Raw genomic sequence first — 14,306 nt, forward strand, 5'->3', positions numbered from 1 at the left:
CGAGAGCCCCTCACCGGCGTGCGGTGCGGGGTTCTCGGTCCGGGGCGCGCGGTGTCGCTACGCGTCCGGGGAGTCCTCGTCCCAGGTGACGGGCAGGCTGACCACCCCGTAGATGTTGGCGCGGTCGCGCAGCGGCACCTCCTCCGGCGGCACCGCGAGGCGCAGCGCGTGGAAGCGGGCGAAGAGCGCGGGGAGGGCGACGGCCATCTCGACGCGGGCGAGCTGCTGGCCCAGGCACTGGTGGATCCCGTGGCCGAAGGCCAGGTGCCCGGTGGCCCTGCGGCGGATGTCGAGCCGGTCGGGGTCGGGGAACTTGTGCGGGTCGCGGTTGACGGCCTGCACGGAGATCGTCACGGACTCGCCAGCCCTGATGAGCCTGCCCTCCACCTCGATGTCCTCCAGCGCGGAGCGCGGCAGCGGGTCGGCCACGCTGAGGTAGCGCAGCAGCTCCTCGACGGCCTGGTCGACGAGCGCGGGCTCCGCGCGCAGCGTGTCCAGTTGGGCGGGGTTGCTGAGCAGTGCGAAGGTGCCGAGGGCGAGCATGTTCGCCGTGGTGTCGAGCCCGGCGGCCAGCAGCAGCCCGCAGAGCCCGGCCAGCTCCTCGTCGGTGAGGTCGGCGGTGGTGAGATCGCTGAGCAGATCGTCGGTGGGCGCGGCCCGCTTGGCGACGACCAGCTCGCCCAGGTACTGGAGCAGCGCCGTGTACGCGTAGCCCTTCGCCTCCTCGTCGGCCGACTGGTCGAAGAGGGTGGCCACCTCGTCCTGGAAACGCTCGCGGTCCGCGTACGGGACGCCGAGCAGTTCGCAGATCATGAGCGCGGGCACGGGCTGCGCGAACGCCGTCACCAGGTCGGCGGTGGGTCCGGCCGCCTCCATGGCGTCCAGGCACTCGGCCGTTAACCGCTCGACGCGCTCGGTGAGCTGACGCATGCGGCGGACGGTGAACTTGCCGGTGAGCAGGCGCCGGTAGCGGGTGTGCTCGGGCGCGTCGAGGCCGATGATGTCGCCGACCTGCGCGGGCGGCATGACCTCCGGCATCCCCGCCATCGGGACGGGCGGGTGCAGGAGTTCGTAGCGTGAGCTGATGCGCGGGTCGGCCAGCAGCGCGCGGGCCGCGGCGTGGCCCGTGACCAGCCAGCCGAGGTGTCCGTCGGCGTAGCGCATGCGGCGCAGTGGTTCGCCGGTCAGCGCGGTGAGTCCGGCGGGCGGGTCGAAGGGGCATCCTGTGCGCCGGTCGGTGGGGAGGGTGGGCGGCTCGTCGGGGGTGGCGTCGAAGGTGCCGGGGGCCGTCGGCTCGTGCGGCATGTCGTGCGGCAAGGGGTCCTCCTGGGGTCGTGGTGCGGGGTGCGTGCGGCTGGTGCGTGTCGGCGGGTGGGCCTGTGCGCGGGCCGGTTACTTCGGGTCGCGGTTGAACAGCGACGTGGACCACAGGTAGCCGAGCAGGGTGAGGCCGACGCACCAGGCGACCGCGATCCATCCGTCGTTGCCGATCTCGGTGCCGAGGAGCAGGCCGCGCAGGGTCTCGATGGCCGGGGTGAAGGGCTGGTACTCGGCGATGGGCTGGAACCAGCCGGGCATCGTGTCGGCCGGGATGAAGGCGCTGGAGATGAGGGGCAGGAGGATCAGCGGCGTGGCCATGTTGCTGGCCGCCTCGGGGTTCGGGCTGGCCATGCCCATGCCAACCGCGATCCAGGTGAGAGCGAGAGTGAACAGCGTGATCAGCCCGAAGGCCGCCAGCCACTCCAGCACTGTGGCGTCGGTGGACCTGAATCCCATGGCCACGGCGACGGCGCCGACGAGCACCAGGCTGCCGAGCACCTGGAGCACGCTGCCGACGACGTGTCCGATGAGCAGGGACCCGCGGTAGACCGCCATCGTGCGGAAGCGGGCGATGAGACCTTCGGTCATGTCCATGGAGACGGAGATCGCGGCTCCGATCACGGTCGAGCTGACGGTCATCAGCAGCAGGCCCGGAACGAGGTAGGCGATGTAGGCGGAGCGGTCGGCGCCGCCGTCGCCGATGCCCGCGCTCATCACGTCGCCGAAGATGTAGACGAACAACAGCAGCAGCATGATCGGCGTGAGCAGCAGGTTCAGCGTCATGGAGGGGTAGCGGCGCACGTGCAGCAGGTTGCGGCGCAGCATCGTGTGCGAGTCGCGGACGGCGAGGGACAGGGCACTCATCGGACGGTCTCCTTGGACTGGGCGGGGGCGGTGGTGGTGTCGGCGGTGGGGGCGGCGGTGGGTCCGGTGAGGGCGAAGAAGACGTCGTCGAGGTCAGGGGTGTGGACGGTCAGTTCGTCCGCCTCGATACCCGCCGAGTCCAGCCAGTCGAGGAGCAGGCGCAGTTCGCGCTGGCTGCCGTCGCTGGGGATCTGGAGCGACAGCGCCTCGTCGTCGCGGGTGACCTCGCGCAGCGCGGTGGCGGCGGACCGGTAGTCGGCCGGGTCGGTGAAGCGCAGCCGCACGTGGCCGCCCGGAATGAGGCGCTTCAGCTCCTCCGCGCTGCCCTCGGCGGCGATCCGGCCGTCGCTCAGCACCGCGATGCGGTCGGCGAGTTCGTCGGCCTCCTCCAGGTACTGGGTGGTGAGGAAGACGGTGACGCCGCCCGCGACCAGTTCGCGGATGATGTTCCACATGTTGTGGCGGGAGCGGGGGTCGAGCCCCGTGGTGGGCTCGTCGAGGAAGATGATCCGCGGGTCGCCGACCAGTGTCATGGCCAGGTCCAGGCGGCGCTTCATGCCGCCCGAGTAGGTGGAGACGGGCTTCTTCGCGGCGTCGGTCAGATCGAAGCGCTCCAGCAGTCCGGCCGTGGCCCGGCGCCCTTCCCGGTGGGAGAGGTGGTGCAGGTCCGCCATCAGGAGCAGGTTCTCCTCGCCGGTGATCAGCCCGTCGACGGCGGAGAACTGCCCGGTGACACCGATCGCGTCCCGCACGGCCTGCGGATCGGTCGCCAGGTCGTGGCCGCCGACGCGCAGGTCGCCGCCGTCGGCGGAGATGAGGGTGGAGAGGATCTTGACGGCGGTGGTCTTGCCCGCGCCGTTCGGGCCGAGCAGGGAGAAGATGGTGCCCTGCGGCACCTCCAGGTCGATGCCGTCGAGCACGCGCTTGTCGCCGTAGGACTTGCGCAGTCCGGTGGCGGTGATCGCGGGTGCGCTCGCGTCCGCTGCGGTTCGCGGGGGTATCCGGGTGGCGGTCATGCCGCTTTTCCTTTCGGTGGAGGGAATCTGGTGGTCAGGCGCGGCGGATGATGATGTCGCCCGTCGAGGACCGGGCGTAGACCTCGACGGTCTCGTCGGCGTCCTCGGGGCCCGTGGCGGAGCCGAGCGAGTTGCGTACCGCGCCGTACTTGGGGTCCAGGTCGAGCCAGGCTGCGGTGCCTTCGTGGATGCCCACTTCGAGGTCGCCGACGGAGGTGCGCAGGTCGATACGGCCGCGGATGGCGTCGCCGACGCGGATGCCGCCGTTGGAGGCGGCGGCGTCGACCCCGGCGTGGGCGACGCCGACCTCGGTCCGGCCGTTGGCGGACTTGACGCCGACGCTGCTGTACGCGACGCCGACGGTGATGTCGCCGTTGGACGCGTTGGCCTTCAGGGGGCCGGTGACCTCGCCGATCCGGGTCGAGCCGTTGACGTTCTTGACGGTCGCCGCGCCGTCGACGGCGCCGATCTCGACCGGGCCCGCGCCGGTGACGTCGATGTCCCCGGTCGAGCGGGTCAGGCGGATTTCGCCGGTGCCGGTCCTGAGAGCGGTCCCGGCCGCCTCGTCGACCAGGAGGTCGCCGAGCCCGGTCCTGAGCGTGACGTCCCCGAGGCGGCCCTCGCAGTAGATGTGGCCCATGCCCGTGGTGCCCCGGACCTCGGAGCCTGCGGGCAGTTCGATGCTCACCTCGATGGCGCCCGGCTTGTTCCACGGGGTGCGCTTCTTGGGCGTCTTGACCGAGAGGACGCCGCCGGAGCAGGTGACCTCGGTCTCCTGCACGGAGCGCACGTCCTTGTCGTCGGAGCCGTTGCGCGGCAGCACCTCGACGACCGTCTCGGTGCGCTTGCCCGCGGTGACGCGGACGGTGGCGGAATCCAGCTCAAGGGTGGCGACGATCGGTTCGGGGGTTTCGAAAGAAGGCATGGCTGTCCCGTCCTCGTGACTTGGGTGGGTGAACCCGCTGGTGAGGCGGGTGGTGAGGGTGACGTCGGCGGGATCGGTCGGCGATCCCGCCGGTGAAGAGGGGCCGGGCCGGGGGCCCGGTCCGACAGCTTTAGCGGACCCAGCCGGTGAAGCCCCGGCCGCCGCCCGAGTCCTTGCCGCGGCCCGGCGAGCCGCCGACGCGTTCCCCGCCGTCGAGCGCGGTGGACGCGGCCCGCACCAGCCAGGCGTTGACGGACAGGCCCTCCGCCGCCGCCGAGCTCTCGACGCGGGCCTTGAGGTGGGCGGGGAGGCGGAAGTTGATCCGGGCCATGGCGCCGTCGTCGGTGTCGGCGGGCGACGGTGACAACGCGGATGCGGGTGCGGATGCGGCGGGTTCCGCGACCGGCTCCCGTGCCTCCCTGGGCGGCTCGGGGGCGGGCGGTGCCGTCACCACGAACTCCGGGTCGAGTCCGCGCAGCCGTACGTCGACCGAGCCAGGGGCCAGCTCCTGCGTGACCTCGCCCATGGCTGCGGACAGCGCGTTGAGGAGGGTCAGGCGGGTGGCGGATTCCAGCGGCGCGGTGAGCCGTTCGGCGAGGGCGCGGGCTTCGTCGCCACCGGTCTCCGCGGCGACGGCCAGCTCCTGCCGAAGGTTTTCGACGTAGGGCGTGAGGTCCATAGCGCCACTATGGCACATCGATGGCGCCATTGCGAGCCATCTTGGCCCCTTTTTGGCGCACAGGGCTCTGACCTGCTGTTTCCCTCGCAGGTTGGTGTGCGGTGGTGCCGCGTCGGGGGTGGAATGGCTCTCGGGGGTGCCGTGCTGGCGCCACGGTGGCGCCACGTGGCGGCGCCGCTTGGTGCCATCACGCGGCCACCCCCGTCAGTCCCGTTCCCCCTCAGCCAGCAGGGGGAAGTCGCTCGGCAGCAGAAGAAGCGCCAGCACCGCCAGCGCGGCAGCGCAGGCCGCCGCGATGTGGACATGGCCGACGGCCGCGGCGACCGCCTCCCGGACATACCGCGCCGCACCCTCGCCGAGCGCGCCGTCGAGGCCCCCGCCCAGCGCGTGGGACATCTCGTCGAGCCGCCGCGGCACCTCGCCAGGCGCGTCAGCGAGCCGCGAGGTGAGCGTCGCGTTGGCGACGGCGCCGAACAGCGCGGCGCCCACGCTCTGGCCGAGCTGCCGGTGGAAGAGGACGGAGGCCGTCGCCGTGCCCCGCTCCCGCCACGGCACGGACGACTGGACGCCGACGATCAGCGGCAACTGGAAGAGCCCCAGCGCCGCGCCGAGCGCGAGCATCAGCGCCGCCGGATGCCACGGCTCGCCGGGGAACGGCAGCAGCGGGAACGCCGCCAGCACCGCGCACGCCAGCGTCATGCCCGTCATGGCGCACCGCCGGAACCCCACGCGCCGGTACACGTGCTGGCTCAGCGCCGCCGATACCGGCCAGCTCAGCGTCATCACGGAGAGCACGAACCCGGCCGCGACGGGGCCGAGTCCCAGCACGGACTGCGCGTAGGTCGGCACGAAGACGGTCGGCGCGACCATCAGCAGGCCGAGCGCGGCCAGGCCCAGGTTGACCGGCGCGATGGTGCGGCGGCGCCACACCCAGCCGGGGATGACGGGGTCCGCGGCGCGCCGCTCGATCCACACGGTGAGCGCCACGAGCGCGGCGACCCCCGCGAACAGCAGCAGGCTCGGCGCCGAGAGCCAAGGCCAGGCGACCCCGCCCTGCACCAGGGCCGTCAGCAGAAGGCCCCCGCACAGGAAGACGGAGAGCGCGCCCGGCCAGTCGACGCGCACGGGCCCTCTCCGTACGGCGCGGCCCGCCTCCGAGAAGTGCCGGGCCAGCAGCCACAGCGCGACGGCGCCGACGGGCAGATTGAGCAGGAAGATCCAGCGCCAGTCCGCGTACCCGGCGAGGGTGCCGCCCAGCGCCGGGCCCGCCACGGCCGACACCGCCCACACCGTGGACAGTGCGGCCTGGATGCGGGGGCGTTCCTTGAGGGGGTAGAGGTCGCCCGCGACGGTCTGCACCGTGCCCTGTATCGCGCCGCCGCCGAGCCCCTGGACGATGCGGAAGGCGACCAGGCTGGCCATGTCCCAGGCGCCCGCGCACAGCGCCGAGCCGAGGAGGAAGAGGGCGATGCCGCTCAGCAGCACGGGCTTGCGGCCGAAGGTGTCGGAGAGCTTGCCGTAGACGGGGATGGTGACCGTCAGGGCGAGGAAGTAGCCGGAGAAGAGCCAGGAGAAGTAGGAGAAGCCGCCGAGGTCGCCGACGATCTGGGGGACGGCGGTGGAGACGATGGTGCCGTCGAGCGCGGCCAGCGCCATGGCCATCATCAGCGCGGCGACGACGCGTTTGCGGCGTCGCGCCGGGGGAGCGGGGGCCGCTTCCGGAGGGGGCGAGGGCGTCTCCGGTGCGGGCGGGTGAGCCTCCGTCATGCGCCGCCTCCCCCAAGTCGTTGCCCGGGACACCTTCTCATGGGCCCGGGGCGGTGAGGAGGGCGCGATCCGGCGCGGGGAAGCACGGTGCGGGGGCGGCGAGGGGCGGTGCGGTGAGGGGCCCGGTCACGTGGTGCGGAGCCCGTGCCTCAGCGCGGCGGCGTCTCCCTCAGCGCGGCGTCGTACCCGCGAGGACGCGCGCCTCCGTCTCCTCGTACTCCCGCCACTGCCGCTCCCGCGCACCGCGCCCGCTCAGGATCGTGCCCGCCCAGCCGAGCAGGAAGCCCACCGGGATGGTGATCAGCCCCGTGGTGGTGAGGGGGAAGACGGCGAAGTCCCGTTCGGGCAGCAGCGCCTGCGGGCTGCCGGAGAAGATCCGGGAGAAGACCAGTACAGCGGCCACGCTCAGCGTGCCGCCGATCAGCGTGCACAGCAGCCCGGCACGCGTGAAGCGGCGCCAGAAGAGGCTGAGGACCAGCGCGGGCGCGATCGCTGAGGCGCCCGTGCAGAAGGAGAGGGTGATCAGGGACTGGAGCCCCCGGTCCTGGACGAGGACGGCGAGCGCGATGGCGGGCAGCCCGACGGCGAACCCGGCCAGCCGCGCGGTGAGCATCTCCCCGCGCACGGTGGCCTTTCCGCCGCGCAGCGCCTCGGCGTACAGGTCGTGCGCCAGGGAGTTGCCGCAGGCCAGGATCATGCCCGCGACGGAGGAGAGCAGGGTCAGGAAGACCGCGGTGGCCACGGCGGCGAAGACGAACGTGGAGAAGGCGGAGGTGCCCGCGACGATCGCCTGGCCGAGCTGGATGAAGGCGGTGCTGCCCTGCGGCCCGCCCGCCTCGATGATCCGGTGCCCGAGCAGCGCGGAGGCACCGGCGCCGATGACGAGGATGAGCAGCACGAAGACGGACGTGGTCGTCACCGCCCAGGACATGGCGCGGCGGATGGCGGGCGCGTCCTGGGCCGTGTTCATGCGCATGGTCACGTGCGGCAGGCAGGCGGCGCCGAGTACGACCGTCAACTGGCTGCTGACCATGTCCAGGTCGCGCAGGCTGCCCGCCTCGACCTGGAGGAGCCCCGCGCGCAGATACGCGTCCCCCGCGCCGCTCCCGTCGCGGGCCAGGGACAGCAGCTGGGACGGGTTCCAGCCGACGCGCTCCAGCACGAGGAGCGCGAGCAGCACGGCCGCGCCCATCAGCACCACGATCTTGATGATGTGGATGAGAGCCGTGCCCTTCATGCCGCCGATGGACGCGTAGCCGATCATCAGGATGCCGAGGGTGACGATGGTGCCCGTACGGACGGAGGAGCCCTCGAACCCGAGGACGAGGGTGACGAGATGGCCCGCGCCGACGAGCTGGAAGACCATCATCGGCAGCAGCGCGACGAGGGTGACGGTGCAGGCGGCGACCCGTACCGTCCTGCTCCGGGCGCGGCGGGTGAGCGCGTCGGCCATGGTGAAGCGGCCCGCGTTGCGCAGGGGTTCGGCGAGCAGGAACATCAGCAGCAGGAGCGACAGCGCGGTGCTGAGCGCCAGCGCCATGCCGTCGAAGCCCGTGAGGGCGATGATGCCGACGGTGGACAGGACGGTGGCCGCCGAGATGTAGTCGCCCGCGATGGCCAGCCCGTTGCGTACGGGTGCGAGGGTGCGGTAGCCGGTGTAGAACTCGTCCAGGTCGTCGCGTTCCGCGCTGGTCATGATGCACAGCAGCAGCGTGACGCTGACGACCGCCGCGAAGATCGCGAACGAGAGCGACTGGGACGGCGCGTCGAGGGTGTTCACGGGGCCCGCCGCTCCGCGTCGGCGACGCGCACCCGGCGCGCTATCGGGTCGACGGTGGCGCGCGCCAAGTGCTCGTAGCCGACGATCGCCAGCAGCGTGACCGGGATCTGGAGGAGGCCGAGGACGATGCCGAGGTTGAAGGACGTGCCCACGATCCTCGCCTCCAGCACACCGGGTGCGAAGGCGGCCAGGCACAGGAAGGCCACGTAGTAGCCGAGCGCCGTCAGGGTCATGCTGCGGCGCAGCCAGCGGTAGGCGCCGCGCAGCCTGCGCAGCTCGTCCCCGGCGCCGGGCGGCTCCTCGGGCGGGGACGACGGGTAGGGCGGCGCGGGCGGATAGGCCGGGGGAGCGGGGACGTATCCGGACCGCGCCGGGTGCCCGGGATAGGCGGGGTCCGGGTGTGCGGGCCGCGCGGGGTCGTGCGGTTCGTACGGGTCGTGCTGCTCGTACGGAGGGAACGACATGCCGGGTCCTCCCTTGCACGGCGCCGGGCGCCCGAGGGTGAGCGCACGTTACTGGCGAGTGAGCTTCGCGTGGAAGGGGCGGGCGCGAAACTGTCACGCGGCGCACAAAAGCTACGGACAGTAGTGGTTGCCGTGTAAACGAAGCACTCGCTTTCCCTCCACGACCCGTAGGGGACGCACCCTTGGGTTTCCCGTAGACGGGTTCGTCCTGCCGCACGACGAGTCGACCATGTCCCCTTCCCTAGCCTCGTCGCTACGGGCCACCGCACGCGACGGGTGGGGACAACCCCCCGTCGGAGAGGCGGAGAAACCCCATCGCGCCGGGCCCGCCCTTCCAGGAGGCTCGGAGAGGCTCAGGAGATTCAAGGGCGCGCATCCGCCCGCGAAGGGCGCGGGGGAACCGACCGAGGGGGACTCGCAGTGACAACGGCTGTAGCGATCAGAACCGAGGGCGACGGGTTACGGACCGCCGCCGGCCCCCGCTGGAGGACGCGATGAGCGTCCTCAAGACCTCGCTGCGCAGCTTCGTCGCGCACAAGGGCCGGATGGCGCTCAGCGCCGTCGCCGTGCTGCTGTCGGTCGCCTTCGTCTGCGGGACGCTGGTGTTCACCGACACCATGAACACCACCTTCGACAAGCTCTTCGCCTCCTCCAGCTCCGATGTGACCGTCCTCCCCAAGGACGCGGCCCCCGGTGACCAGGCCCCCGCCAGCGGCAGGCCCGAGACGCTGCCCGCCTCCGCCGTCGAGAAGGCGCGCGGGGCCCAGGGCGTGAGGACTGCGCAGGGGACCGTCGCCAGCACGGGCGTCACCGTCGTCGACGCCGACAACGAGAACCTCGGCTCCACGACCGGCGCCCCCACCATCGCGAGCAGCTGGGACACCGACGACCGCCGCACCATGGACATCACCTCGGGCCACGCGCCGCGCGGCCCCACCGAGGTGATGCTCGACGCGGACACGGCGGAGAAGCACAAGCTGGGCGTCGGCGACGAGATCCGCACCCTCGCCGCCACCGGAGAGCTGACCTCCCGCATCTCCGGCATCGCCGCCTTCGAGGTCACCAACCCGGGCGCCACCATCGTCTTCTTCGACACCGCCACGGCCCAGCGCGAACTGCTCGGCAAGGAGGACGCGTTCACCAGCGTCGCCGTCACGGCGGACAGCGGCGTCACGGGCGAACTGCTCAAGAAGAACGTCGCGGACGCGCTGGGCGAGAAGAGCTACAGCTACCAGACCAAGAAGGAGGCCGCCGACGAGGGGCGCGAGGACATCGCCGGGTTCCTCGACGTCATGAAGTACGCGCTGCTCGGCTTCGCCGGGATCGCCCTCCTGGTCGGCGTCTTCCTCATCGTCAACACCTTCTCCATGCTCGTCGCGCAGCGCACCCGCGAGATCGGCCTGCTGCGTGCGATCGGCTCCAGCCGCCGGCAGGTCAACCGCTCGGTGCTCATCGAGGCGCTGCTGCTCGGCACCCTCGGCTCCGTGCTGGGCGTGGGCGCGGGCGTCGGGATCGCCGTCGGGCTCATGGAGCTGATGAGCCTGCTCGGCATCAACCTCAGCACCTCGGAGCTGACGGTCTCCTGGACGACGCCGGTCGTCGGGCTCGTGCTCGGCGTCATCGTCACGGTGCTGGCCGCCTACCTCCCCGCGCGACGCGCGGGCCGCATCTCCCCGATGGCCGCGCTGCGCGACGCGGGCACACCCGCCGACGGCAGGGCAGGGCGGGTACGGGCCGTGCTCGGGCTGCTGCTCAGCGCCGGGGGCGGCGCCTGCCTGTACGCGGCGGCCCAGGCGGACGCGGCAGGGCAGGGCTCCCTCTACCTGGGCGGCGGCGTGGTGCTCACGCTCGTCGGGTTCATCGTGGTCGGCCCGGTGCTGGCGGGGCTGTTCGTGCGGGTGCTGGGCGTCGTGGTGCTGCGGCCCTTCGGCCGGGTCGGGCGCCTCGCCGAGCGCAACGCGCTGCGCAACCCGCGCCGCACGGGCGCGACAGCCGCCGCCCTCATGATCGGGCTCGCGCTCGTCGCCTCGCTCTCCGTCGTCGGCTCCTCGATGGTGGCCTCGGCTTCGGACGAGCTGGACAAGTCCGTCGGCACCGACTTCATCGTCCAGGCCGAGAACGGGATACAGCCGATCCTGCCCGCCGTGACGAAGCGGGTGGAGGACGCGGACACGCTGGCCAACGTCACCTCGTACAAGGCCGTCGAGGTGGAGATCACCCCGCCCGGCGGCAAACCCGGCGGCAAGAAGGAGAGGGAGGTGCTCTCGGCGGCCGAGCCCTCGTACATGAAGGACCTGCACCGGGAGACGACGGCGGGCGAACTCTCCGCCGCCTACGGCAAGGACGCCATGTCCGTCGGGGAGGAGTACGCGAAGGAGCACGGCGTCAAGGTCGGCGACACCCTGACCGTCGACTTCGCCGCCGGCCGCACCGCCGAGCTGAAGGTCGCCGCGATCACCTCCGACGACAGCGCGCTCGACCAGGGCGCGATGTACGCGAACATCACCACCGTCGCCCGCTACGTCGCCCCGGACAGGATGCCGCTGGACCAGATGATGTTCGGCACGGCAAGGGAGGGCCAGGACCGGGCCGCGTACAAGGAGCTGAAGGCCGCGCTGGAGCCGTACCCGCAGTACGTGGTGCGCGACCAGGCCGACTACAAGAAGACCCTGGAGAACCAGATCGGCCAGTTGCTCAACATGGTCTACGGGCTGCTGGCGCTCGCCATCATCGTCGCCATCCTCGGCGTCGTGAACACGCTCGCCCTCTCCGTCGTCGAACGCACCCGCGAGATCGGCCTGATGCGCGCCATCGGCCTCTCCCGGCGGCAGTTGCGGCGCATGGTGCGTCTCGAATCGGTCGTCATCGCGCTCTTCGGCGCGCTGCTCGGCCTCGGCCTGGGCATGTGCTGGGGCGCCACGGCCCAGCAGCTCCTGGCACTCGAGGGCCTGGGCGTGCTGGAGGTCCCGTGGACGACGATCGGCACGGTCTTCGTGGGCTCGGCGCTGGTGGGGCTCGTGGCCGCGCTGGTACCGGCGTTCAGGGCGGGACGGATGAACGTGCTGAACGCGATCGCCACGGAGTGACCCCCTCCGGCCGGTGCGGGGGCACGGGCCGGTGCGGGGGTACGGGAGGGCAGCCGCGTCCACGGGGGTGGCGCGGCTGCCCTCCGCCGCGCGTGACTTCCCGTGACGTCCCTGGCCACGGCCCTCTGGACAGGCATCCGGAACGCCGTGTTCACTCGCTCGGGCAGCAGGCCACCCGCGCACAGGGGGAGCCGGCCGTCACGGAAGCAGAAGCGGGAGCAGAAGCAGAAGCGAAGCGGAAGCCCGGCCGAAAGGAAGCGGAAGCGCGTGTTCACGTCCAGGCCCACCCTGCAAGGCACCCACGGCATGGCCTCCTCCACCCACTGGCTGGCCTCGGCCTGCGCCATGGCCGTACTGGAGGACGACGGCAACGCCTTCGACGCCGCCGTCGCCGCGGGCTTCGTGCTCCAGGTCGTGGAACCCCACCTCAACGGCCCTGCCGGGGAAGTCCCCCTCGTCTTCGCCGCCGCTGGCGAGGCCCCACGAGTGCTGTGCGGCCAGGGCCCGGCGCCCGAGGGCGCGGACATCGCCCACTTCACAGGGCTCGGCCTGGACCTCGTCCCCGGCACGGGACCGCTGGCCGCCGCCGTGCCCGGCGCCTTCGACGCCTGGCTGCTGCTTCTGCGCGACTACGGCACCAAACCCCTCGCCGACGTCCTCTCCCACGCCCTCGGCTACGCCGAGCACGGCCACCCGGCCGTCGAGCGGATCGGCGCGACGGTCGCGACCGTAAGGGAACTGTTCGAGACCGAGTGGACGACCTCCGCCGACGTCTACCTCCCGCACGGGCGCCCCCCGGCCCCCGGCGAACGCCTGCGCAACCCGGCCCTCGCGCAGACCTGGCGGCGCCTGCTGCGCGAGGCCGAGGCGGCGGGCCCGGGCCGCGAGACGCAGATCGACGCCGCCCGCCGCTGCTGGCGCGAGGGCTTCATAGCCGAGGCCGTCGCCGACTTCGCCGCACGCCCCGCCATGGACACCTCGGGCGAACGCCACGCGGGCGTCCTCACCGGGGACGACCTGGCCCGCTACGAGGCGACGTACGAGGAGCCCGTCCGCCACGACTGGAACGGCTGGACCGTGTGCAAGGCGGGCCCCTGGAGCCAAGGCCCCGCCTTCCTCCAGCAGCTCGCCCTCCTCCCCGACGGGCTCGGCCCCGAGACGTACGGGACACCCGAGTACGTGCACACCCTCGTCGAGGGCGCGAAGCTGGCCATGGCCGACAGGGAAGCCTGGTACGGGGACGCGCCCGGCGCCGACGTACCGCTCAAGACGCTGCTGTCCACGCCGTACAACGCGGAACGGCGCGCGCTCGTCGGCCCTGACGCGTCCTGGGAGCTGCGGCCCGGCAGCCCCGACGGGCGCGCGCCGCGGCTGGCCGCCTACGTGCGCGCGCAGCAGGACGGCTGGTCGCCCGAGGCGCTGGCCGGCGCCGGGCCGCTGCCGGGCGCGGGCGAGCCGACCGTCGCGAAGGACGGCGCCACCCGGGGCGACACCTGCCACCTCGACGTGGTGGACAGGTGGGGCAACCTCGTCGCCGCGACCCCCAGCGGCGGCTGGCTCCAGGCCAACCCCGTGATCCCCGCGCTCGGCTTCCCCCTGGGCACCCGCCTCCAGATGACGTGGCTGGAGCCGGGCCTCCCCAACTCCCTCAGCCCCGGCCGCCGCCCCCGCACCACCCTCACGCCCTCCCTCGCGCTGCGCGACGGCGAGCCGGTGATGGCGTTCGGCACCCCCGGCGGGGACCAGCAGGACCAGTGGAGCCTGCACTTCTTCCTCGCGGTGGCGCTGCGCGAGCGGGTACGGGGCGGGCTGGACCTCCAGGGCGCGATCGACGCGCCCAACTGGCACACCGAGGCGTTCCCCGGCTCCTTCTACCCCCGGCTGCATGTGCCGGGCAGCGTGACCGTCGAGTCCCGGATCGGCGCGGAGACCATCGCGTCCCTGCGACGGAGGGGGCACGACGTGACGGTCGGCGATCCCTGGTCGGAGGGCCGCCTCTGCGCCGTCGCCCGCGACCCCGGCACGGGCTTCCTCTCCGCCGCGGCCAACCCCCGAGGCGCCCAGGGCTACGCGGCGGGCCGCTGACGCCTTCGCGGCGGGCGGGCGCGGGCGGGGCTGAGCCTTGCCCGCCGCGACGCCGAGCCGCCCCACGGCGCGTCCTGGCGGTGCCGAACCGTCCTGTGCGGCGGGGAGGCGCGGGACCCATGCCGGGGGGGCCGGTGACCTCGCGCCCCGCCGAGGCGGGGCGAGCGCTGCTGGCGGGCCCACCCCTGTTCTGCCCGCAACCCCTGTTCCGCCGCGACGGCGAGCCGCCCCACGGCGTGTCCCGGCGGTGCCGAACCGTCCCGCGTGGCGGGGGAGGGGCCGGCGGTGCGGCCAGGCCCACCCCTGTTCCGCCGCGACGG

Annotated in this window: 10 protein-coding genes; 2 read left to right on the forward strand and 8 right to left on the reverse strand. The window is 72.8% G+C overall.

Annotation, left to right across the window (positions count from 1 at the left end):
* Positions 1 to 57: 57 nt before the first annotated feature.
* The 8 genes from ACYVOO_RS35875 to ACYVOO_RS35910 all read right to left on the reverse strand — a co-directional run bounded on the left by ACYVOO_RS35875 (position 58) and on the right by ACYVOO_RS35910 (position 8,815).
* A complete protein-coding gene (locus tag ACYVOO_RS35875; protein WP_461019925.1) occupies positions 58 to 1,305 on the reverse strand; it encodes a cytochrome P450 in 1,248 nt (415 codons plus the stop codon).
* 87 nt (positions 1,306 to 1,392) lie between these two features.
* Positions 1,393 to 2,184, reverse strand: a complete 792-nt coding sequence (locus ACYVOO_RS35880; protein WP_461019914.1) for an ABC transporter permease — start codon at positions 2,182 to 2,184, stop codon at positions 1,393 to 1,395.
* Positions 2,181 to 3,200: an ATP-binding cassette domain-containing protein gene (locus ACYVOO_RS35885; protein WP_461019915.1), complete on the reverse strand. Its 1,020-nt coding sequence runs from the start codon at positions 3,198 to 3,200 to the stop codon at positions 2,181 to 2,183. The genes ACYVOO_RS35880 and ACYVOO_RS35885 overlap by 4 nt, the downstream gene beginning before the upstream one ends.
* Positions 3,201 to 3,234: 34 nt before the next feature.
* A complete protein-coding gene (locus tag ACYVOO_RS35890; protein WP_461019916.1) occupies positions 3,235 to 4,125 on the reverse strand; it encodes a DUF4097 family beta strand repeat-containing protein in 891 nt (296 codons plus the stop codon).
* A 130-nt stretch (positions 4,126 to 4,255) separates the two neighbouring features.
* Entirely contained in the window at positions 4,256 to 4,804 is a 549-nt protein-coding gene (locus ACYVOO_RS35895; RefSeq protein WP_461019917.1) for a hypothetical protein, read from the reverse strand.
* Positions 4,805 to 5,008: 204 nt separating this feature from the next.
* Positions 5,009 to 6,571, reverse strand: coding sequence for an MFS transporter (locus ACYVOO_RS35900; protein ID WP_461019918.1), 1,563 nt, complete (start codon positions 6,569 to 6,571; stop codon positions 5,009 to 5,011).
* 169 nt (positions 6,572 to 6,740) lie between these two features.
* Positions 6,741 to 8,351, reverse strand: coding sequence for a sodium/solute symporter (locus ACYVOO_RS35905; protein ID WP_461019919.1), 1,611 nt, complete (start codon positions 8,349 to 8,351; stop codon positions 6,741 to 6,743).
* Positions 8,348 to 8,815: a DUF485 domain-containing protein gene (locus ACYVOO_RS35910; protein WP_461019920.1), complete on the reverse strand. Its 468-nt coding sequence runs from the start codon at positions 8,813 to 8,815 to the stop codon at positions 8,348 to 8,350. Before ACYVOO_RS35910 ends, ACYVOO_RS35905 begins: the two co-directional genes overlap by 4 nt.
* A gap of 494 nt (positions 8,816 to 9,309) precedes the next feature.
* Here ACYVOO_RS35910 and ACYVOO_RS35915 point away from each other — a divergent pair, with 494 nt between their 5' ends.
* A complete protein-coding gene (locus ACYVOO_RS35915; RefSeq protein WP_461019921.1) occupies positions 9,310 to 11,901 on the forward strand; it encodes an ABC transporter permease in 2,592 nt (863 codons plus the stop codon).
* 267 nt (positions 11,902 to 12,168) lie between these two features.
* On the forward strand, positions 12,169 to 13,986 hold the full coding sequence (locus tag ACYVOO_RS35920; RefSeq protein ID WP_461019922.1) for a gamma-glutamyltransferase family protein: 1,818 nt from the start codon (positions 12,169 to 12,171) through the stop codon (positions 13,984 to 13,986).
* The last annotated feature ends 320 nt before the right edge of the window (positions 13,987 to 14,306 follow it).

It is taken from the genome of Streptomyces daliensis (genome assembly GCF_054782395.1).

Excerpts from the sequence above, each read along its gene's own strand:
- ACYVOO_RS35900 (WP_461019918.1), bottom strand. The coding sequence starts at position 6,571 with ATGACGGAGGCTCACCCGCCCGCACCGGAGACGCCCTCGCCCCCTCCG.
- ACYVOO_RS35885 (WP_461019915.1), bottom strand. The coding sequence starts at position 3,200 with ATGACCGCCACCCGGATACCCCCGCGAACCGCAGCGGACGCGAGCGCA.
- ACYVOO_RS35910 (WP_461019920.1), bottom strand. The coding sequence starts at position 8,815 with ATGTCGTTCCCTCCGTACGAGCAGCACGACCCGTACGAACCGCACGAC.
- ACYVOO_RS35895 (WP_461019917.1), bottom strand. The coding sequence starts at position 4,804 with ATGGACCTCACGCCCTACGTCGAAAACCTTCGGCAGGAGCTGGCCGTC.
- ACYVOO_RS35875 (WP_461019925.1), bottom strand. The coding sequence starts at position 1,305 with ATGCCGCACGAGCCGACGGCCCCCGGCACCTTCGACGCCACCCCCGAC.
- ACYVOO_RS35880 (WP_461019914.1), bottom strand. The coding sequence starts at position 2,184 with ATGAGTGCCCTGTCCCTCGCCGTCCGCGACTCGCACACGATGCTGCGC.
- ACYVOO_RS35915 (WP_461019921.1), top strand. The coding sequence starts at position 9,310 with ATGAGCGTCCTCAAGACCTCGCTGCGCAGCTTCGTCGCGCACAAGGGC.
- ACYVOO_RS35890 (WP_461019916.1), bottom strand. The coding sequence starts at position 4,125 with ATGCCTTCTTTCGAAACCCCCGAACCGATCGTCGCCACCCTTGAGCTG.